Genomic DNA, 20,421 nt, shown 5'->3' with positions numbered 1-20,421 from the left:
GGCGGCAACGGATTCTGCGATGGGGCGCATTTTACCGGCGCGTCCCCGGGGTCGATTTTGGAAGCGTTCAGCGGCGGCCGCGCATCAGGAGCACATACACCACGGCGGAGATCGCCAAGCCCACGAACCACGCATACGTGTACAGCGCTTCGAACATGCCCGGCACGCTGGCGACGAACCCGGCTTGCTTGAAGAAGCCCGGCAGATTGGGCAGCACGCCGATGATGAGCGCGACGATGGCGCGGCCGTTCCAGCCGTTGCCGTAACCGTACGGGCCGTCCACGCGGAACAGTTCACCGGTCTTGAGCACCGTGCGGCGCACCAGGAAGTAATCGACCATCATGATGCCGGCCACCGGGCCCAGCAGCGCGCCGTAACCGACCAGCCACGTGAAGATGTAGCCCTTGGTGGTTTCCAGGATCTTCCACGGCATCATCGCCAGGCCGATGCCCGCCGTGATGTAGCCGCCGATGCGGAACGAGATGCGATGCGGCGCCAGGTTTGAAAAGTCATACGCCGGCGACACCACGTTCGCGGCGATGTTCGTCATCAGCGTGGCGGTGATCAGCGCCAGCAGTGCCACGATGACCGACGGGCCGGTCATCTTGCCGGCCAGCGTAACCGGATCCCAGATGGCCTGGCCGTAGATGACCACCGTGGACGACGTGACGAGCACGGCCACCAGCGCCAGCAGACCCATCGGCAGCGGCAGGCCGATCGCTTGCCCGACGAGCTGGTCGCGCTGGCTGCGTGCGAAGCGGGTGAAGTCGGGAATATTCAGCGCCAGCGTGGCCCAGTAGCCGACCATGGCGGTGAGCGACGGCCAGAAGAAGCCCCAGAACTCGCCGGCGCGCTTACCGCCGGCAGAAAACGCCGACGGCGCCGAGAGCATTGGGCCAAAGCCGCCCGCATTGATATACGCCCACCAGACCAGGCCGAGTGCCGCCAGGATCAGCAGCGGGGTGGCCAGCGCCTGGAAGCGCTTGATCGATTCGAGTCCCTTGGTGATCAGCCAGATGTGCAGCGCCCAGAACAGCAGGAAGCAGAATCCCTGGCCCGGGTTGATGCCCAGCCCCGGAATATTGCTGCCGACCAGCATGTTGTCCGTGACGACGTTGAGGATCGTGTAGATCGCCTGGCTGCCCAGCCACGTCTGGATGCCGAACCAGCCGCACGCCACGATGGCCCGCAGAATGGCCGGCAACTGCGCACCGCGCACGCCGAACGAGGCCCGCACCAGCACAGGGAAGGGAATGCCGTACTTGGTACCCGCGTGCCCCACCAGCACCATCGGCACGAGCACGATCAGGTTGCCGAGAAACACCGTCAGCACCGCCTGCCACCAGTTCATGCCCTCGCTCATCAGGCCCGAAGCCAGCATGTAGGCCGGCACCGACACCACCATCGACACCCACAGCGCGGCGTAGTTGGTGGCCGTCCAGGTGCGGGCGGCGGGCGGGGTCGGGTTGAGGTCTTCGTTCCAGAGGGTCGGGTCGGGTGCCCCGGCGGCGTCCGCAGAGAATGCGGCAGAGGTGGTTTGGCTCATGTCGAAGTGGGATCCGTTGTCGTTGTAGATGTTCGGAATGCAGGCGCGATTGTACGGCGGTCGCTGCTGCCACAAGCGAAACCTGTGCCACGCGCACCGCACCCCCGCGCCGGAACGTTTTGTTGAATTCCAATACAATCGACAGCGCTCTCCAACGCCGCCCGCATCTCTCCCACACCCCCGCTGTGACCACCGCGTCCTCTGTGTCTTCCACGCCCGCAAGAACCACCGACACCGGTGGCCTGCTGCTCGCCTCGGTGGGCGCCGTGCTGTTCTCCGCCAAGGCCATCGTCGCCAAGCTGATGTACCGCTATCAGGTGGACGCCGTCATGGTCATCACCCTGCGCATGCTGCTGGCCGCGCCGCTGTTCATGGCGATGGGATGGTGGCAGTCGCGCCGTGCGGAGCCCCTGGCTGTGCCGGACCGCTGGCGCATCGTCGGCTTGGGGCTCATCGGCTATTACCTCTCCAGCTTTCTCGACTTCCTCGGGCTGCAGTACATCACGGCCGGGCTGGAGCGGCTGATCCTGTTTCTGACGCCGTCGTTCGTGCTGTTGATCACGTCAACGGTATTCAAGCGGCGCATTACCGGCTTGCAATGGGTGTCGCTGGCGCTGGCCTATGCCGGCATCGTGCTGGTGTTCGCGCATGACCTGAATCTGGGCGGCAACAACGTCTGGCTGGGCGGCGGTTTGGTGCTCGCCAGCGCCATCAGCTACGGTATCTATCTGCTGGCCAGCGGTGAGCTGGTCAAACGCGTGGGTTCGATGCGGCTCGTCGCCTATGCGATGTGCGTGTCGACCGCGGCCTGTATCGTCCAGTTTCTGGTGCTGCGGCCGATGTCGGCGCTGGTGTTGCCCTGGCAGGTATATGGGCTGTCGACCATCAACTCGGTGTTCTGTACTGTGGCGCCGGTCACGATGACGATGATGGCGGTGGCGCGCGTGGGTGCGCCGGTGGCGTCGCAGGCGGGCATGATCGGGCCGGTGTCGACGCTGCTGTTGGGCTGGTGGCTGCTGGGCGAGCCGATCACGATTTGGCAGATTGCCGGCAGTGCGTTGGTGCTTGCCGGTATGGCGCTGCTGTCACGCCGTCGCGGCTGACGGGCGGCCGATCTAAATAATCCAAATAACAACCACAAGGAGTCAGACAGATGGACTTGGGCCTGAAAGGCAAGCGAGCGCTGGTGTGCGGCGCAAGCAAGGGATTGGGCTTTGCGTGCGCCGACGCGCTGGCTGCCGAAGGCGTGGATGTGGTGATCGTCGCGCGCGGTGCCGAAGCGTTGTCGGCAGCCGCCGAGCGCATCCGCACGGCGCACGGTGTGCGCGTGGAGGCCGTCGCCACCGACATCACCACGCCGGAAGGCCGCGCCGAAGCGCTGCTCGCTTGCGAGCGCCTGGGCGGCTCGCCCGACATTCTGATCAACAATGCGGGCGGTCCGCCGCCGGGCAACTTCCGCGATTGGGACCGCGACGCGTGGAATGCCGCGCTCAACGCCAACATGCTCACGCCTATCGACCTCATCAAAGCTACCGTCGACAAGATGATCGAGCGCCGCTGGGGCCGCATCGTCAACATCACCAGCGGGGCGGTGAAGGCGCCGATCGACGTGCTGGGTCTGTCCAACGGCGCGCGCTCTGGCCTGACGGGCTTCGTGGCCGGCCTGGCGCGTGAAGTCGCCAAGCATGGCGTAACGATCAACAATCTGTTGCCGGGGCAGTTCGAGACCGACCGCCTGACCAAGACGCTGGAGGCAGGCGCCAAGGCCGTCGGCATCAGCGCAGAAGAGAATTTCGACCGCAAGCGGCAGGGCAATCCCACCCGACGCTTCGGCCAACCGGCCGAGTTTGGCGCCGTGTGTGCCTTCCTCTGCAGCCAGCATGCCGGCTACCTGAATGCGCAAAACATCCTGTTGGATGGCGGCAGCTTTCCTGGCACCTTCTAAGCCAATCACGATGACCACTCTTACGCCCGAAAGCGCAGTCCGCAAACGCCGTGTCGCACTGATCGCACACGACCACAAAAAAGATGACATGGTCGCTTTCGCCCAAACGCACCAGGCCTTCCTGTCGCAATGCGACTTGCTGGCGACCGGCACCACGGGTGGCCGCCTGGAGAAGGAAGTCGGCCTGACCGTGCAGCGCATGCTGTCCGGCCCGCGGGGCGGCGACTTGCAGATTGGCGCGCAGTTGGCCGAAGGCCGTGTCGACGCCGTCATCTTCCTGCGCGACCCGATGACGCCGCAACCGCACGAACCTGATATCAACGCGCTGGTCCGCGCCTGCGACGTCCACAACATTCCCTGCGCCACCAACCTTGCCACCGCCGACCTGGTGATGTCGGCCCTGCAACGGGTGGCGCCTGATCCGAAGGAGATTCACGCATGACACAAGCGAAAGCCATCCGCATCTTCGAGACCGGCGGTCCGGAGGTGATGCAGTACGTCGATGTCGATGTGCCCGCGCCCGGCCCCGGCGAGGTGACGGTCAAGCAGCATGCCGTCGGCCTGAACTACATCGACGTGTATTTCCGCACGGGTCTGTATCCGCAGCCGCTGCCGGGCGGCATCGGCATGGAAGCGTCGGGTGTGGTGGAGGCGGTGGGCGAGGGCGTGACGCACGTCAAGCCTGGCGACCGCGTCGCCTATGCCGGCCGCCCCACCGGTGCCTATGCGGCGGTGCGAACCATGCCGGCCGACATTCTGGTGCGCCTGCCGGATGCGATCGACTTTGAAACCGGCGCAGCCATGATGCTGCAGGGCATGACCGCGCAATACCTGCTGCGCGACAGCTACCGTGTGCAGCCGGGCGATACGGTGTTGTTCCATGCGGCCGCAGGCGGCGTGGGTTTGATTGCGTGCCAGTGGCTCAAGGCGCTCGGCGCTACCGTCATCGGCACCGTCGGCAGCGATGCCAAGGCTGAACTTGCCCGTGCGCACGGCTGCGATCACACCATCGTCTACACGCGCGAGAACTTCACCGAACGCGTGCGCGAAATCACTGGCGGCAAGGGCGTGCCGGTGGTCTACGACGGCATTGGAAAGGACACCTTCATGGGCTCGCTGGATTGCCTCGCACCGCGCGGGATGATGGTGATATACGGCAACGCATCGGGCCCGGTGCCCCCGTTTGACCTCAGCGTGCTGAGCGCAAAAGGCTCGCTCAAGATCACCCGCCCGACGCTGATGACCTATACGGCGCGACGCGAACTGCTGGAACCGATGGCGGCAGAGTTGTTTGATGTGGTGGGCAGCGGCAAGGTGAAAATCGAAATTCACCAACGCTATGACCTGCAGAACGCGGCGCAGGCGCACCGCGATCTAGAAGCGCGCAAGACGACCGGGTCGACGATCTTCTTGCCGTAAGGCAAGACGTTACCGCCCGGCGGGATTCACACGCCGGGCGGCCGCAAAGCGCGCATCTTCGCGCACGCGCTCAGGCAGGCCGCGCAGCAGCATGTGCAGCGCAAACGGCACCAGCACGATGTCGTCCACCCAGCCGATCACCGGGATGACATCCGGGATCAGGTCGATCGGCGATACCACATAGCCAACCAGCAGCAGCGCAGCCGGTGCGAGCCACCACGGTTTGTCCGGATGGCGCAATGCAAACCACAGCAGGCGCACATCGTTGCGCACCACGCTCCACAGGCGGAAGAGTCGTCCGAACATCGCGGGCTCCTTGATGAAAAGCCGGCGTCACATGCAAGCGGTTGGCCGGCAAACCATCGTATCAGCTTGGGGAAACGGCCCGGTTTTCAAGATGAAGACCCATCGTCCATGAAAAAAAAGCCGGCCCTCGCGCGAGGTGCCGGCTTTTGCCGAGACGGGTACGACTTAGCCCGGAATCTTGCCTTCCACGCCGTCGACGTAGAACTTGATGCCGTGCAGGAAGCCGTCGTCGGCGACCTTGTCAGCGGGCAGGACTTCCTTGCCGGTGTTGTCCTTGAGCGGACCCTTCCAAATCGGTGCCGAGCCGTCGATGATGCCCTTCTTGCGGGTCTCGACCAGCGTCTTCACGTCTTCGGGCACCACGGCGTTGTAAGCGCCCAGGTCGATTGCGCCTTCCTTCAGACCCCACCACACGGTTTCCGGCTTCCACTTGTTTTCAAGTACGTCGCCGATGACCTTGGTGTAGTACACGCCCCATTTGTTGATCGAGGCGGCCAGGTGGGCCTTCTCGCCAAACTTGGTCATGTCGCTGTCCCAGCCGATGGCGTAGACGCCTTTCTCTTGCGCGGTTTGCACGACTGCGGCGGAGTCGGTGTTCTGCATCAGCACGTCAACGCCCTGGCCGATGAGGGTGGTGGCCGCTTCGCGCTCCTTGCCCGGATCGAACCACTTGTTGACCCACACCACGCGGGTGGTGGCCTTCGGGTTGACGCTGCGTGCGCCCAGCGTGAACGAATCGATGTTGCGGATCACCTCGGGGATGGGCACCGATCCCACCACGCCCAGCTTGCCCGACTTGCTCATCTTGCCGGCCACCACGCCTGCCAGATATGCGCCTTCATACGTGCGAACGTCGTACTGGCCGAGGTTGTCAGCAGTCTTGAAACCCGTGGCGTGCTCGAACTTCACGTCCGGGAATTCCTTGGCAACCTTGAGCATCGATTCCATGAAACCGAAGCTCGTACCGAAGATGACCTTGTTGCCTTGCGTGGCCAGGTCGCGGAACACGCGTTCGGCATCCGCGGCGCTTTCGGGCACGCTTTCGACGAAGCTGGTCTTCACCTTGTCGCCGAACTTGGCTTCGACTTCCTTGCGGCCGTCATCGTGGGCGTGGGTCCAGCCTGCGTCGCCCACGGGGCCGACGTAGACGAAGGCGATCTTCAGCGGCTCATTGGCCGGAGCCGGTGCGGCTGCGGCTGGGGCCGAGGACGCGGCCGGCGCGGCGTTGCCGCCAGCGCTGTCGTTGGACTTGCCGCAACCCCAGAGGGTCAGGGCAGCGCCGGCGGCCAGAGCGGCCAGCGTGATCCTGCGGGTAACGTTCATCGATTTCTCCTGTTGTGTGGCTCGTTGACTGTATTGAAGCTTGAAGCAAAAGACGGGAATGCAGAAGGCTCAGGCCGCAGTTTAGGCAGCCCCCGGGCGGAACGGCTTGCCCAGCGATGCGGGCATGTTCAGACGAATCCAATCCGGATTGCGCGAGATGATGGCCAGCACGACGATGGTGGCGGCAAACGGTGCCATCGACAGAATCTGCGACGGTACCGACACGCCCATCCCTTGCAGGTGAAATTGCAGGATCGTCACGCCGCCAAACAGCAGCGCGCCGAACAGGATGCGCAGCGGGCGCCAGGTGGCAAAGGTGGTCAGGGCCAGGGCAATCCAGCCGCGTCCGGCGACCATGTTTTCGACCCACATTGGCGTGTAGACCAGCGAAAGATATGCGCCGGCCAGCCCGCAGCATGCGCCGCCGAACAACAGCGCGCCAAAGCGGATAGTGCGCACCGGGTAGCCGAGCGCGTGAGCCGATTCCGGCGATTCGCCAATGGCGCGCAGCGTGAGGCCCGCGCGCGTCTTGAACAGAAACCAGGCAATCGCGCCGCACAGCAGCAGGCTGAAATAGACCATCCAGTGGTGCGCAAACAGGGCGGGGCCCACGACCGGAATCGACTCCAGCCCCGGGATGCCGTGCGCCTGCGCCGGCAGCGACATGCCCACAAAGCGCTGCCCCATGAAGGCGGACAGTCCGGTGCCGAAGATCGACAAGGCGAGGCCCGTGGCGACCTGGTTCGTGACGAGCACCAGCGCGAGCCATGCAAACAGGGCCGCCATCACCATGCCTGCAATCGCACCGGCAGCAAAGCCCAGCAGCGGAATCTGCGTCTGGTAGCCGACCATGAAACCAACCACGGCGGCCACCAGCATCATGCCTTCCGCGCCGAGGTTGAGCACGCCGGAGCGCTCGTTCATCAAGAGGCCCAAGGCGGCCAGCAACAGCGGGGTGCCGGCGTTGATCGACGCGGCGATCAGGGGGGCGAGACTTTCCATGTGTGCAGCCTGATCAGTGATGCGCGCGCCAGCGCAGGCGGTATTCGATGAGCGTGTCGCAGGCGAGCAGGAAGAACAGCAGCATCCCCTGGAACACTCCGGTAATGGCCGACGGCAGGCCCAAGCGCGATTGCGCAAGCTCGCCACCGATATAGAACAGCGACATCACGATCGCACCCAGCACGGTGCCCACCGGATTCAAGCGCCCGACGAACGCCACAACGATGGCGGCAAAGCCGTAGCCGGGGGAAATGGATGGCAGCAGTTGCCCGATCGGCCCCGTGACCTCAAAGGCGCCGGCAATACCCGCCAGGCCGCCCGACACCAGCAGCGCCGTCCACAGCGCCGCACGCGACGAGAAACCCGCATAGCGCGCGGCCTGTGGAGCGAGGCCACCCACCTGCAACCGATAGCCCGCGAAGCTGCGGAAGACGAACAACGTCATCGCCGCCGTCATCACGAGCATGAACAGGAAGCCGACGTGCAAGCGCGTGCCGGCGACGAGCGTCGGCAGAACGAACGCGCTGTCGAACACGATCGATTGCGGGAAGTTCATGCCGTTCGGGTCCTTCAACGGCCCGTTGACCACGTACAGCAGCAGCAACTGCGCGATGTACGTGAGCATGAGCGAGACGAGGATCTCGTTGGCATGAAAGCGATCGCGCAGCAGCGCCGTGATTGCGGCCCACAGCGCGCCGCCAATGAGGCCGGCAACGATGGCCAGCACCAGTGCAAAGCCCCCGGGGATGGCGGGCGTCGGTGTATCGAAGTAGATGATCGTGGCCGCTGCAAAGATGCCGCCCACGATGAGCTGCCCCTCCGCGCCGATATTCCACACGTTGGCCCGATAGCACACCGACAAGCCAAGCGCGCACAGCACCAGCGGCACGGTCTTGAGCAGCACTTCACCAATCGCCCGCTTGCTCACCAGCGGCTCGACCAGAAACACGCGCAGACCGGCCACCGGATCTTTGCCCAGCAGCGCGAACAGCAGCAGGCCAAACACCATCGTCAGCGCCAGGGCGATCAGCGGCGAGGCATAGGCCATGGTGCGCGACGGGATCGCGCGCAGCTCCAGCGAGATCGGCAGCGCCAGGCGGCTGCCATGCATGACGTCAGCCATGGACCACCTCCGAGCTTGCTGCGGTTGAAACCGGGGCCTTGTCCCACATGCCGCTCATCCACAGGCCGATCTGTTCGCGGTCGGTGGCGTGCGTGGGCGTGGAGGGGGAGAGGCGCCCGTTGGCGATCACGTGCAGGCGATCGCACAGCGCAAAGAGTTCGTCGAGTTCTTCCGACACGATCAGGATGGCGCAGCCCCCTGCCTTGAGCGCGAGGATTTCGTTGTGGATCTGCGCCGCCGCACCCACGTCGACGCCCCAGGTGGGTTGCGCGACGATGAGCACGCGCGGCGCGCATTCGATTTCGCGGCCGACGATGAATTTCTGCAGGTTGCCGCCCGACAGGCTCCTGGCCAACGCGTCGGGGCCGCCAGCCTTCACGCCAAACCGGCTGATGATGGCGGTAGCCAGCTTGGCGGCGGCTTTCTTGTCGATGAGCCCCCCACGCACCTGTGGCGCACGTTGATGCGTCAACAGCGTATTGGCCGCCAGCGACAGCGACGGCACGGCACCGCGCCCCAGGCGCTCTTCCGGCACGAACGACAGCCCGCGTTTGCGGCGCGCACGCGGGTCCAGCTTGGCGACTGGCTCGTTGCCGATGCTGATGGTCTGTGCCGCCGCGCGGGTGTCTTCGCCGGACAGGGCTGCCAGCAGTTCCTGCTGCCCGTTGCCCGATACGCCTGCAATGCCGACGATCTCGCCGCTGCGCAGCTGCAGTGCGATGTCATGCAGCTCCGTCGCAAAGGCATGTGCCTTGGGCAGCGACAGGCCAGCCACTTCCATGCGCACCTCGCCCGGCGTGGTCTGCGGGCGCAATTCGCGCGGAGGCTCGCCGCCGATCATCATGCGCGACAGCGATGCCGCCGTTTCCTGGCGCGGGTCACACACGCCCGTGACCTTGCCCATGCGCATCACCGTGGCGGTGTGGCACAGGGCCTGGATCTCGTCGAGCTTGTGGCTGATGTACAGGATGCTCGTGCCCTCTGCCGCCAACTGGCGCAACGTCACGAAAAGCTTTTCGACCGCCTGCGGTGTCAGCACCGAGGTCGGCTCGTCAAGGATCAGTAGACGCGGCTTGGTGAGCAGCGCGCGGACGATTTCCACGCGCTGGCGCTCGCCCACCGACAGGGTATGCACATGGCGATGCGGCTCCAGCGGCAGGCCATACCTCTCGCCCGTGCTGCGCACCTGATCAGCCACGTCGCGCAGATCGGTGCCGGCGGGCAGGCCGAGCAGGATGTTCTCCGCCACCGTCAACGTGTCGAACAGCGAGAAGTGCTGGAACACCATGGCGATACCCAACGATCGCGCCTGGTGCGGGTTGGCAATCTCGACCCGTTGGCCGTCGAGCTTCATCTCGCCGGCGTCAGGCTGCACGGCGCCGAAGATGATCTTCATCAGCGTCGACTTGCCGGCGCCGTTTTCGCCGAGCACGGCGTGGATCTCGCCCGGCGCGACCGTGAGGCTCACGCCGTCGTTGGCGACCACGCTCGGGTAGCGCTTGGTCATGCCCGTCAGCGACAGGCGTGGTGGGAGTTGTGTCACAACAGGTTGGCTCGTGGTTTCCGTGCCGCTCACCGTGCGGGGTGCGCATCGGAGGCGGTCTCTTTTTGGGTGTTGACGACACTTCACAGCAGCAACGCCGACGCAGATTCGCGCCGACGCATCGCAGCAATCATCATGTTTGCGTGATGCTTGCCATCAACCACAAATTATATCGCCCGGCACCGCACCGGACGGCGATTTCGGCCCGCTTGCGACTGCCTCGTACGGGGGGTGGCAGAGTGCAAATCCCGTGCCGGGCCATTCAGGGCCGTTTCCAGCGTTCAGCTTGTCATGTCGATGTATGCAGGTTGCGCGTGCAGCCCTCGGGTGGGGCGCGCAGGCCGTCTTGCACCTGGCCGGTGCGCGCGCGTGGCGCGTCGCTTTGCGCTAAAGTTCTTGGTTTGCTCCGGCGGCGGCCTCCCGTCCGCCGCGTCCCGCTTCCGCCTTCATGACTGCTCCCGCTCCTGCACGATCCCGCATGCCCGGCCCCATTCCCGGCTGGCTCCTGCTGCTTGGCGCGCTGACGGCCATCGGCCCGCTGTCGGTCGACATGTACCTGCCCAGCCTGCCAACCATTGCGCGCGATCTGAATACATCGTCGGCTGCAGCGGGGCTCACACTGACTGTCTTCCTGATCAGCCTGGCGATTGGCCAACTGATCTATGGCCCGGCCAGCGACCGCTTTGGCCGCAAGCCGCCGCTCTACATCGGTCTGGCGATGTACGTGGCTGCATCCATTGGCTGCGCGTTCGCCAAAGACGCCACGATGCTTGCCGTCCTGCGCGGCGTGCAGGGATTTGGCGGTTGCGCCGGCATGGTGATCGCGCGCGCAGCGGTGCGTGATCGCATGGACCCGGCCGGCGCCGCACAGGCGTATTCGACGCTGATGCTGGTCATGGGTGTGGCGCCCATCCTCGCGCCGATGATTGGCGGCGCGGTGCTGCAGTTCACAACGTGGCGGGTCATCTTTGCCCTGCTGACGGCATTTGGCGTGCTCTCGCTGGTGGCCGTGCATTACCTGATGCGCGAGTCGCTGGCGCCCGAGCAGGCGCGCAGGTTGGCGGTCGGCCACGTGCTGCGCGACTACTGGGAACTTCTGCGCGATCACCATTACGCCGCCTATATGTGGTGCGGCGCGGTCTTCCTGTCGGGCATGTTTGCATACATCACCGTGTCGTCGTTCGTGCTGATCGACGGTTATGGGCTGACGCCGTCGCACTATGCGTGGGTGTTCGGCAGCAACGCGGCTGGGATGATCGCGGCCTCGCGCGTGAATGTGCGGCTGGTGCGCAAGTATTCTCCGGCGCGGGTGTTGCGGCGGGCGCTGTGGGTGCCGGCCATCACCAGCGTGTTGGCCGCTGCGGCTGCCGGGGCTGGCTTTACGCCGCTGCCGCTCGTGCTGGCCGCGTTGTTCTGCTACATCGCGTCGATCGGTTGTATCTCGCCCAACACCGGCGCCTTGGCAATGGCGGGGCAGGGCGCGCGCGCGGGCACGGGCTCGGCGCTCATGGGCGCGATGCAATTCGGCCTTGGGATGGTGACCGGTACGGTGGTCGCGGCCATCGGCCAGACCGCGTTGCCGCTGCTGGGCATGATGGCTGTGTGTGCCATCGTCGCGCTCGTCCTTGGCCTGCGTGTTACGCGCGCAGAGCCTGCCGCCTGATCTTCCGTTTCGGGTCTTGCGCTACGCCTCTTGTTCTGGGAGGCGTCTTCATCCCTTCATATGACTTTGGCATAACATGCCTGTCAACGCTGATCGTGTTCGGCACCTATGATGAGTGCAGCCGGACAGCATCGGCCGGGACTTGGCCCTGAGTGACTAAGGGTTACTTCTTATACAGAATTTATCGACAATTTATTAACGTATCGCTTTCGTTGTCAAACGCGCGTCGTTTTGCCGGGATCTTTCCGCCAACGGCCCACACGAGACGGGGGTTAAGTTGCAGTGCACGATTCACCGGCTGGGCGAACTGGCGCTGTTGTGCGAAGTGCCGCCACCGGCCACCCTGAATTGCCAGCAGCGTATCTGGGCCATGGCCTCGCGCGCGTCCAACTGGCTGGGCGTGGTCGACGTGGTGCCCGGCATGAACAACCTCACGCTCGTGTTCGGTCCACTGGCCGATGCGCAGCGACTGACCACGCAGCTGCGCGAAGCCTGGGAAGAAAGCCAGGCGCTGGTGGCCGACGGCAAACTCGTCGACATCGAAGTCGCCTATGGCGGTGACGAAGGTCCCGACCTGCGCGAAGTCGCCAAGCACACCGGCCTGAGCACGGCCGAAGTCGTGCGCCGCCACACCGCACCCGAATACATCGTCTATTTCCTGGGTTTCCAGCCGGGCTTTGCCTACATGGGCGGGCTCGACAAGTCGCTTGCCACGCCGCGCCGCGCCGAGCCGCGCATGGCCGTGCCGGCCGGTTCGGTCGGCATCGGCGGCGAGCAGACCGGCATCTATCCGGCCGCATCCCCCGGCGGTTGGCAATTGCTCGGCCGCACAGACGCGGCGCTCTTCATGCCGCAGCGCAATCCCCCCACGCTGCTCTCGCCTGGAGACCGCATCCGCTTTGTTGCCTCGAAGGTGCGCTCATGAGTTCGAAACCCCAACCCATGATCGAGATCGTGCGGGCCGGCGTGCTGGCCTCGGTGCAAGACCTGGGCCGCACGGGCTATCGCCGCTTTGGCGTGTGCACGTCGGGCGCGCTGGATCCGCTGTCGCTGTATGTGGGCAACCGCTTGGTCGGCAACCGCAGCGATGCCGCGGGCATCGAATTCACGCTGGGCAACGCCACGCTGCGCTTCCACGCCAATGGCCTGATCGCGCTGACGGGCGCCGATTGCCGCGCCACGCTCGACGGCGCACCGGTGCATGCGTGGCGCGCCATCCCTGTGCAACGCGGGCAGATGCTGACCTTGCGGGTGGCGCAGGGCGGCGTGCGCGCGTATCTGTGCGTGGCCGGCGGCATCGACGTGCCCGAGATGATGGGCTCGCGCAGCACTGATTTGAAGGCCGGCTTTGGCGGTTTCGAAGGGCGCCCGCTGAAGGATGGCGACAGGCTGCCCGTGCTGCCTGCCGACACAACGTACGCCCCTGACATCAGCGGCGATACCGTTGCCGTAAAGGCCGCCCGCTGGACGTTCGACCGCGCGCAGAAGGACACGCCTGTCATGCGCGTGCTGCCCGGTCCTGAATACGACGATTTCGTTGCCGATGCGCAAGCCGCATTCTGGGAATCCGACTGGACGCTCACCCCCAACAGCAACCGCATGGGTTTTCGCCTGCAGGGGCCGGAACTCAAGCGCAAGAAGCAGCGCAGCGGCGATCTGCTCTCGCATGGCGTGGTGCCGGGCGTGATCCAGGTGCCGCCATCGGGCCAGCCCATCGTGTTGATGGCCGATGCACAAACCACCGGTGGCTATCCGAAGATCGGCTCCGTCATCCTGGCCGACCAATGGCGCCTGGCGCAGATTCCGCTCGGCACGCGCGTGCGCTTCGAGCGTGTGACGCTGGAAGAGGCCGAAGCCGCCCGTGCCGACGTGGCACGGTATCTGCAGCAAATCGAAACCGCGCTGGATTGGCAGCGCCAAGGCATTCTGTCGAGCGCGCATCGCACCGCCAAGACGCGACTGAATGCCTGATGCACCGGAAGACAACATCATGACTGCAATTGATCTGAATGCCGACCTCGGCGAAGGCTGCGATACCGACGAGGCGCTGCTCGCCCTGGTGAGTTCCGCCAACATCGCGTGCGGCTGGCACGCCGGCGACGTCAATACGATGCGCCAGACCGTGGGCTGGGCGCTGCGCCAGGGCGTGTCGATCGGCGCGCATCCGAGCTTTCCCGATCGCGAAAACTTCGGCCGCACTGAAATGCATCTGCCGCCCGACGAAATCTACGCGGGCGTGCTGTTCCAGATTGGTGGGCTGTCAGCCATCGTGCGGGCGCAGGGCGGCAGGCTGGCCCACGTGAAGGCGCACGGCGCGCTATACAACCAGGCGTCGCGTGACCGGCCTCTGGCCGTCGCCATCGTGCGGGCGATTCGCGATTTCGATCCGTCGTTGGTGGTGTTTGGCCTGGCGGGCGGTGAGCTGGTCAAGGCTGCACGTGAACTCGGCCTGAAGGCCAAGGAAGAGGTGTTTGCCGATCGCGGATACAACGCGGACGGCTCGCTCGTCAAACGCGGTACGCCGGGCGCCCTGATCGACAGCGAAGATGCCGCGCTGGACCAGACGCTGACGATGGTGCGCGAGCAGCGCGTGAAGGCCATCGACGGCACGTGGGTTCCGATCCGCGCGGAAACGGTTTGTCTGCACGGCGACGGCGCGCATGCGCTGGCGTTCGCGCGACGCATTCGGGAACGGCTTGGCAGCGAAGGCATCGCTGTTCGCGCCGGCGCCTGAGCCACGGCCCCGTCCTTCCAGCGGGGCTTTTTATCAACTTGGGGGGAAGCACCACATGGGTACGGCAGTGAATCTATGGCCGCTGATCGGGGTGGTCGTCATCATCGCGGGGTTCATCCTGCGATTCAATCCGATGCTGGTGGTGGCCGTGGCCGCCATCGCCACCGGTTTTGCGGCATCGATGTCCATCGAGCAGATCCTGACGGCGATCGGGACGGGCATCATCAAGACGCGGACGTTGCCGCTGATCATCCTGCTGCCGCTGGCGGTGGTGGGTCTGCTCGAGCGGCACGGCTTGCGTGAACACGCGCAGAACTGGATCTCGCGCATCCAATCGGCCACGGTTGGCCGCCTGCTGATCGTCTACCTCGCCGTGCGCGAGCTGACGGCGGCTGCCGGTCTGACGAGCCTCGGCGGTCATCCGCAGATGGTGCGCCCGCTGCTGGCCCCGATGGCCGAAGGCGCCGCCGAAAACCGTTTCGGCAAGCTGCCGGCGCCGGTGCGCGAACGCCTGCTGGCCTTCTGTGCCGCTACCGACAACGTCGGCCTGTTCTTCGGCGAAGACATCTTCGTGGCCTTCGGCGCCATCGCGCTGATGCACACGTTCCTGCTCGGCTCGGGCATCGACGTGGAACCGCTGCACATTGCGGTGTGGGGCATCCCGACGGCGGTCTGCGCGTTCCTGATCCACTCGGTGCGCCTCAAGCGCCTGGACGGCTGGCTTGCCCGTGAAATGGGTGCCTCCGCTAACACCAACGCGGCTGCGGCCAAGCAGGGGTAAGCCATGATTCTGTCGATCAACTATCTGTACTGGCTGGCCGGGATCATCCTGACGATCACCGCGCTGATGACCTTTGCCGACAAGAACCACCCCCGTCGCTGGACCACGGGCCTGTTCTGGGCGATCTTCGCCGTCATCTTCCTCGTTGGCGACAAGCTCCCGCCGATCGTGGTGGGCGTGGGTGCCGTGGTGATGGCACTGCTGGCCGGCACGGGCGGCGTGACGCTGGGCAAGCACGGTGAACTGCCGGCGGAAGAGCGCCGCGCATCCGCCAAGCGCCTGGGTAACCGCTTGTTCATTCCGGCGCTGACCATTCCGCTGGTCACCGTCATCGGCAGCGTGTTCCTGAAAGACGTAAAGATCGGTGGCGACCTGCTGCTCGATCCGAAGAACCAGACCTTTGTCTCGCTGGGCCTGGGCTGCATCATCTCGCTCGCGCTGGCGTGCTGGTTGACGCGTGACACGCCGGTGCAGGCCATGCGTGAGTCGCGTCGGCTGACGGAGTCGCTCGGCTGGGCGCTGGTACTGCCGCAGATGCTGGCCATGCTCGGCCTGGTCTTCGCCGATGCCGGCGTGGGCAAGGCCGTGGCGCACCTGACCACCGCCTACATCAACATGGACTATCGCCTGGTCGCGGTGGTGGTCTATTGCGTGGGCATGGCATTGTTCACCGTCATCATGGGTAACGGCTTTGCAGCCTTCCCGGTCATGACGGGCGGCGTGGGCGTGCCAATTCTGGTGGGCGTGTTCCATGCCAACCCGGCGGTGATGGCGGCGATCGGCATGTTCTCCGGCTACTGCGGAACGCTCATGACGCCGATGGCGGCGAACTTCAATATCGTGCCGGCTGCGCTGCTGGAGTTGTCCGATAAGAACGCTGTGATCAAAGCACAAGTCCCGACCGCGCTACTGTTGCTTGCAGCCAATATCGTGCTCTTGTACTTCCTGATGCTCCACTAATCGTGTTTAATGCGTCGCGTGCGGTGTGCGCCACGCCGGCAGTTCTCAGCCGGCGGACGCCACCCAGCGCGATCGCTGCCCGGGAGACAAGGGCATGCAGTCGTGTCGACCTCGCATCGTGCTCTTTCTCCGGGGGGATTCATGAGCAGCCAGATGACGAGCGGCCGTTCCATGTCAGGACGCCGCTTTTTTTGTGTTCTCGCAGCCAGCGCGCTGTCGTTGATTTCCGCCGCGCAAGCCAGCGCGGAAACGCTCCGAGTGGCCACGCCGTATCCGGCCGTCAATTTCCATACGCAAAACCTGCAGGCCTTTGCCAGCGCTGTCAGCAGCGCCACCAATGGCGGGCTCAAGCTCGAGGTCTATCCGAACGGCACGCTGCTCAAGCCGGCCGCCATCTTTGACGGCGTCAAGGACGGCAAGGCGGAAGCGGGCGAAGTGATGCTCTCGACGCTGGCTCAGCGCGATCCGCTTTTCGGCGTGGATTCGATTCCCTTCGTGGTGTCGGGCTACAACGATGCGCGCCTGCTGTGGGATGCCTCGCGCAGCCACATCGAAGCGTTGATGAAGGCCAATGGTTTGCGCCTGCTGTACGCCGTGCCCTGGCCGCCGCAGAACCTGTATTCCGAAACACCAATCGCTCGTTTGTCCGACCTCAAAGGACATCGTTTGCGCACCTATAACGCGGCGCAAAAACGCATTGCCGAGCTGTACGGCGCGCAGGCCGTGCAGGTGGAAGCCGCTGATCTGACTGCCGCGATTGCCGGCGGCCGGATCGACACGATGGTCACCTCGCCGTCCACTGGTCTGGAGACGAAGGCTGGCCAGCGCATGACCTATTACTACAAGGTCAACGCGTGGATCCCGAAGAACGCCGTGTTCGTGAATGAGGCGCGCTTCGCCAAGCTGCCGCCCGCGACACAGCAGACCGTGCTCAAACTCGCCAAGGATTACGAGGCGCGCGGTTGGGATTCCAGCCGCCAGACCTACGAGCGCGACGAAGCCGAACTCGCCAAGACCGGCGTGCGCGTGCTCAATCCCGACGTGACCCTGCAGGGCGACATGCGCCGCCTGGGCGAACGTCTGACGCGCGAATGGCTGCATACCGCGGGCACGGAAGAAGTCGACATCCTGTTGAACTTCGAGAACAAGCGCAGCAAGGCAAACTGACGCCGCAACGCGCTTGGGCATGATGTTCGACAGACGTTTATCATCGTTTTTGTCTTACGCAGCACGCAGGAGAACATCATGCCTACCGTCCTCGTCACCGGTTTCGACCCGTTCGAGAACGAACCCATCAATCCGTCGTGGGAAGCCGTGCGCACCCTCGATGGCCAGGGAATCGCCGGTGCCGACATCGTCGCGCGCCAGTTGCCGACTGTCTTTGGTGAATCCAACAAAGTGCTCGGCAAGTTGCTGCAGACCTTGCAGCCGGATGTGGTGATCGCCGTCGGGCAGGCCGGTGGCCGTGCCGAGATGGCCATCGAGCGCGTCGCCATCAATGTTGACGACGCCCGCATTGCCGACAACGCCGGCAAGCAACCAATCGATATCGCCATCGCGAGTGATGGGCCGGCCGCGTATTTCTCAACGCTACCGATCAAGACGATCGTGCGCGAACTTCGTGCGGGCGGTGTTCCCGCCTCCGTCTCGCAGACAGCGGGCACCTTTGTCTGCAACCACGTCTTCTATGGGCTGATGCATGCCATCGCCCGGCAGAAGCTGCCCACGCGGGGCGGCTTCATCCACATCCCATATCTTCCGTCGCAGGCAGCCAAGCATCCGGGGCAACCGAGCATGGCGCACGACACCATCGTCACCGGCCTGCGCATCGCCATCGAGACAACGCTGCGCACGCTGCACGACGTACGCGAAACCGGCGGCCAGTTGCACTAAGCCGGCGTGGCGGCACGCGCTCTGGTCAGTCCGTGAAGCGCGTATGCCGTTGCAGTTCGATGCGCACCGGCGTGCCCGGCGGCGCATAGGCTGATGTGATCGGCGCCGTCTCGGCCGTTGCCCACTCAACTTCGATGGTAGCTGGCGCTTCGTCGTGCAATACGGGCGTGTGCTGCAGCTTGGGATGCGTCGGCTTGGGCGCAACGGCCTGCCGCAGTGCGCGCGGTCGCATCGGTTTCGCCGGCAATTGCGTCACGGCCGGCGGTGCAGCAGCGATGACCGGCGCGGCCACTTCCGTTTCGTCGAACGACATGTCGGGCGCCTCGACAACGTCGGCTGCGGCTGTGGTAACGGCTTCGGATTCCGGGGCTTCGTCGATTTCCTCGGGCGTCACCGGCGATGCAGGAGCATGTTCAAGCGGCACCGGCGGTGCGGTCTGCGGGGCGAGGGCGGCCACGGTGGTTTGATCAAGCTCTGCGGCCGGCTGGCGATGCTGCCCGGTCTGCCAGCCAAGCAGCGCGGCCGCCAGCGTGCATGCCACGCCAATCGACAGCGCGGTCATGCGTTGAGGCCACTGCCTATGGCGGGCTGTACCGGTGTTACCGCACGAGTGGGTTGCTGGATCGATCGATGCGCTGACCTGTGTCGCGGCGCCGGGCTGCGCGCTGTCGAGTGCTGGCCCGAAGGGCGGCGGCATACGCACCAAGCCCGGTAGGCGCAGGTGTCCGTCGATGATGAAGTTGGGCGATTCCAAGTCCGTCTCCGCTGATGGCCGCAGCGCGCATCCAAGCCGGCTGCGCAAGCAGGCGCCATGCTAAGTGGCAGTTGGACGGTGGTCGATCAGATTGCTCCTAAGTCGATGCGCGTTGCATCGAAGGCGGAGAGGTCGCTGGCCTGCCGCAGTTGGGCCAAGCCAGGAAGGTGAATGTCAAAGCCCTTGACGAGACGTTTAAGGTGCTGGCGACCAGTGCGGATCGTTGAGCTGTTTTTCCAGCAAGCGGATCTGCTGCTGCAGCGATTCGACCTGGGTCTGGTACGCGCGGCGCTCGATATCCAGCGCCTTCGTCTCCTGACGCATGGTCTGCTGTTCGGTCAGCATCTTCTGACGCTGCGCCTGCATGATGCGCACTTCCTGGCTTAGGGATGCGGCGCGCTGCTGAGCTGCCTGGGCTTCGCGCTCCAGTTGCGCCTTCTGGCCCGCCGTGACGGCGCGGCGCAGATCATCTTCGGCCCACGTCCGGGTCTGGCTGGCCAGCGTTTCGTATGCGCCTTCGGCCGGAGCGACCGACGCAAACTTGTACACACGCCACAATTCTTTGCGATACGACAGGGCAACGTAGGCCGTGGTGTCTTCGTTGACGAGCAGCAGGCTCGTGCCGTAGTCGCCGTTGTAGGTCGTGCGCAGTTCGGTCAGACGCTTCTGCGCCAGCAACTGCTGCAGTTCAGCGACGGTGCCGCCCGACGCAGCCGTGGTTACTGCCGGTGCTTGTGGTGCGCTTGCTTGCGCGTGGACCAGGCCAGCGCCTGCAACCGAGGCTGCGGCGACGAACGAGAGAGCGGTTCGGCGGAGTACGAGAGACATCGCAAGGTTCAGAAATCGGAGCCGACGCGACTATATCAGCTTTGTGCGCCCGGCCCCGCAGGCAGCGTACCGATTTGACCTTCCGTCGCCTTTGAATCATGGCGGCGTCGCGCCTCGGCCACGATGCACTGCCATTCGCTGAAAGACACGCGCTCGCGGAACATCTCGATCAGGAAGTCGCCCACGTCCTGGTGCCGCTTTGACGTGCCAAGGGCGGCTTTCAAGCGCCGCAACTCTCTCTGCAAACGCGTGACGCGGGCCCGTGCGTTGGCTTGTTGCAATGAGCCGATGGGAAATGTTCTTACGGATGCTTCGGCCGCTGCCAACGCTCGCACGAGGTCGGCGCGTTGCTGCTGAAGCGATTCAATCTCGCGCTCGAGCTTGCGACTGGCTTGTTGGGAAGGGGACTGCGATTGCTCGGGGCGAGCGGGTGCTTGACGCACAGTGCACCTCCTTTGTCGGGTTGACTAACCCGGTGCCCGACGCCAATCGGGGTGGCCGGGCACATGGCAAGGTTGGCGTACCGGTGACAAAGGAAACCGGCGAGCGCAAGCGCTCCCCCACCAAGGCCCGACCATTAGGGCACTTGATGCGGGCGAAA

At 64.9% G+C, this 20,421-nt stretch carries 21 protein-coding genes; 12 read left to right on the top strand and 9 right to left on the bottom strand.

The window, feature by feature from the left end; translation table 11 throughout:
* Window positions 1-67 precede the first annotated feature (67 nt).
* On the bottom strand, window positions 68-1,546 hold the full coding sequence (locus tag RP6297_RS09920) for an NCS1 family nucleobase:cation symporter-1 (RefSeq protein ID WP_037028829.1): 1,479 nt from the start codon (window positions 1,544-1,546) through the stop codon (window positions 68-70).
* Between the two features lie 185 nt (window positions 1,547-1,731).
* On the opposite strand from RP6297_RS09920, the gene RP6297_RS09915 reads away from it, so the two are divergent.
* The 4 genes from RP6297_RS09915 to RP6297_RS09900 are packed head-to-tail and all read left to right on the top strand — an operon-like array spanning window position 1,732 to window position 4,910.
* A complete protein-coding gene (locus RP6297_RS09915; RefSeq protein WP_037028447.1) occupies window positions 1,732-2,649 on the top strand; it encodes a DMT family transporter in 918 nt (305 codons plus the stop codon).
* Between the two features lie 50 nt (window positions 2,650-2,699).
* On the top strand, window positions 2,700-3,491 hold the full coding sequence (locus tag RP6297_RS09910) for an SDR family oxidoreductase (protein ID WP_012762385.1): 792 nt from the start codon (window positions 2,700-2,702) through the stop codon (window positions 3,489-3,491).
* A gap of 10 nt (window positions 3,492-3,501) precedes the next feature.
* Window positions 3,502-3,933 carry a methylglyoxal synthase gene (locus tag RP6297_RS09905; RefSeq protein ID WP_037028449.1) on the top strand — a complete coding sequence of 144 codons (432 nt, stop codon included), beginning with the start codon at window positions 3,502-3,504 and terminating at the stop codon, window positions 3,931-3,933.
* A complete protein-coding gene (locus tag RP6297_RS09900) occupies window positions 3,930-4,910 on the top strand; it encodes a quinone oxidoreductase family protein (protein ID WP_037028452.1) in 981 nt (326 codons plus the stop codon). Before RP6297_RS09905 ends, RP6297_RS09900 begins: the two co-directional genes overlap by 4 nt.
* A 9-nt stretch (window positions 4,911-4,919) precedes the next feature.
* On the opposite strand, the gene RP6297_RS09895 is transcribed toward RP6297_RS09900, so the two are convergent.
* From RP6297_RS09895 to RP6297_RS09875, 5 genes are all read right to left on the bottom strand, one after another.
* The gene (locus RP6297_RS09895; RefSeq protein ID WP_012762382.1) at window positions 4,920-5,216 is read right to left on the bottom strand and encodes a YkvA family protein; all 297 of its coding nucleotides are present in this window, start codon (window positions 5,214-5,216) and stop codon (window positions 4,920-4,922) included.
* Between the two features lie 165 nt (window positions 5,217-5,381).
* Window positions 5,382-6,539 carry a BMP family ABC transporter substrate-binding protein gene (locus tag RP6297_RS09890; RefSeq protein WP_037028454.1) on the bottom strand — a complete coding sequence of 386 codons (1,158 nt, stop codon included), beginning with the start codon at window positions 6,537-6,539 and terminating at the stop codon, window positions 5,382-5,384.
* Window positions 6,540-6,620: 81 nt separating this feature from the next.
* Window positions 6,621-7,541, bottom strand: coding sequence for an ABC transporter permease (locus RP6297_RS09885; protein ID WP_037028457.1), 921 nt, complete (start codon window positions 7,539-7,541; stop codon window positions 6,621-6,623).
* 13 nt (window positions 7,542-7,554) lie between these two features.
* A complete protein-coding gene (locus RP6297_RS09880; protein ID WP_037028458.1) occupies window positions 7,555-8,664 on the bottom strand; it encodes an ABC transporter permease in 1,110 nt (369 codons plus the stop codon).
* Window positions 8,657-10,171: an ABC transporter ATP-binding protein gene (locus RP6297_RS09875; protein WP_037028831.1), complete on the bottom strand. Its 1,515-nt coding sequence runs from the start codon at window positions 10,169-10,171 to the stop codon at window positions 8,657-8,659. The genes RP6297_RS09880 and RP6297_RS09875 overlap by 8 nt, the downstream gene beginning before the upstream one ends.
* Before the next feature lie 484 nt (window positions 10,172-10,655).
* Between RP6297_RS09875 and RP6297_RS09870 the strand changes: the two genes are divergently transcribed.
* The 8 genes from RP6297_RS09870 (at window position 10,656) to pcp (ending at window position 18,238) form a co-directional block, all read left to right on the top strand.
* Window positions 10,656-11,870 (top strand): multidrug effflux MFS transporter, encoded by a 1,215-nt coding sequence (locus RP6297_RS09870; protein ID WP_037028461.1) that lies wholly within the window; start codon window positions 10,656-10,658, stop codon window positions 11,868-11,870.
* A 277-nt stretch (window positions 11,871-12,147) separates the two neighbouring features.
* Window positions 12,148-12,795: a 5-oxoprolinase subunit PxpB gene (pxpB, locus tag RP6297_RS09865; protein ID WP_037028463.1), complete on the top strand. Its 648-nt coding sequence runs from the start codon at window positions 12,148-12,150 to the stop codon at window positions 12,793-12,795.
* Window positions 12,792-13,841, top strand: coding sequence for a 5-oxoprolinase subunit C family protein (locus RP6297_RS09860; RefSeq protein WP_004630996.1), 1,050 nt, complete (start codon window positions 12,792-12,794; stop codon window positions 13,839-13,841). The genes pxpB and RP6297_RS09860 overlap by 4 nt, the downstream gene beginning before the upstream one ends.
* Window positions 13,842-13,860: 19 nt before the next feature.
* Window positions 13,861-14,604: a 5-oxoprolinase subunit PxpA gene (gene pxpA, locus RP6297_RS09855; protein WP_037028832.1), complete on the top strand. Its 744-nt coding sequence runs from the start codon at window positions 13,861-13,863 to the stop codon at window positions 14,602-14,604.
* A 55-nt stretch (window positions 14,605-14,659) separates the two neighbouring features.
* The gene (locus RP6297_RS09850; protein WP_012762373.1) at window positions 14,660-15,385 is read left to right on the top strand and encodes a DUF969 domain-containing protein; all 726 of its coding nucleotides are present in this window, start codon (window positions 14,660-14,662) and stop codon (window positions 15,383-15,385) included.
* A gap of 3 nt (window positions 15,386-15,388) precedes the next feature.
* On the top strand, window positions 15,389-16,345 hold the full coding sequence (locus tag RP6297_RS09845; RefSeq protein WP_012762372.1) for a DUF979 domain-containing protein: 957 nt from the start codon (window positions 15,389-15,391) through the stop codon (window positions 16,343-16,345).
* A 141-nt stretch (window positions 16,346-16,486) separates the two neighbouring features.
* Entirely contained in the window at window positions 16,487-17,512 is a 1,026-nt protein-coding gene (locus tag RP6297_RS09840; protein WP_037028465.1) for a TRAP transporter substrate-binding protein, read from the top strand.
* A 78-nt stretch (window positions 17,513-17,590) separates the two neighbouring features.
* On the top strand, window positions 17,591-18,238 hold the full coding sequence (pcp, locus tag RP6297_RS09835; protein WP_037028468.1) for a pyroglutamyl-peptidase I: 648 nt from the start codon (window positions 17,591-17,593) through the stop codon (window positions 18,236-18,238).
* 25 nt (window positions 18,239-18,263) lie between these two features.
* Here pcp and RP6297_RS09830 read toward each other — a convergent pair whose 3' ends face one another.
* From RP6297_RS09830 to RP6297_RS09820, 3 genes are all read right to left on the bottom strand, one after another.
* Window positions 18,264-18,992: a ribonuclease E gene (locus tag RP6297_RS09830; protein ID WP_223293229.1), complete on the bottom strand. Its 729-nt coding sequence runs from the start codon at window positions 18,990-18,992 to the stop codon at window positions 18,264-18,266.
* Window positions 18,993-19,187: 195 nt separating this feature from the next.
* A complete protein-coding gene (locus RP6297_RS09825) occupies window positions 19,188-19,820 on the bottom strand; it encodes a DUF2968 domain-containing protein (protein WP_037028469.1) in 633 nt (210 codons plus the stop codon).
* Between the two features lie 35 nt (window positions 19,821-19,855).
* Window positions 19,856-20,263, bottom strand: coding sequence for a hypothetical protein (locus RP6297_RS09820; RefSeq protein ID WP_080725231.1), 408 nt, complete (start codon window positions 20,261-20,263; stop codon window positions 19,856-19,858).
* Between the last annotated feature and the right edge of the window lie 158 nt (window positions 20,264-20,421).

The organism is Ralstonia pickettii, assembly GCF_016466415.2.
GTDB classification, from domain to species: Bacteria; Pseudomonadota; Gammaproteobacteria; order Burkholderiales; family Burkholderiaceae; genus Ralstonia; species Ralstonia pickettii.
The sequence above is the reverse complement of the archived record's forward strand: the minus strand, read 5'-3'. Positions and strand labels throughout refer to the sequence as shown.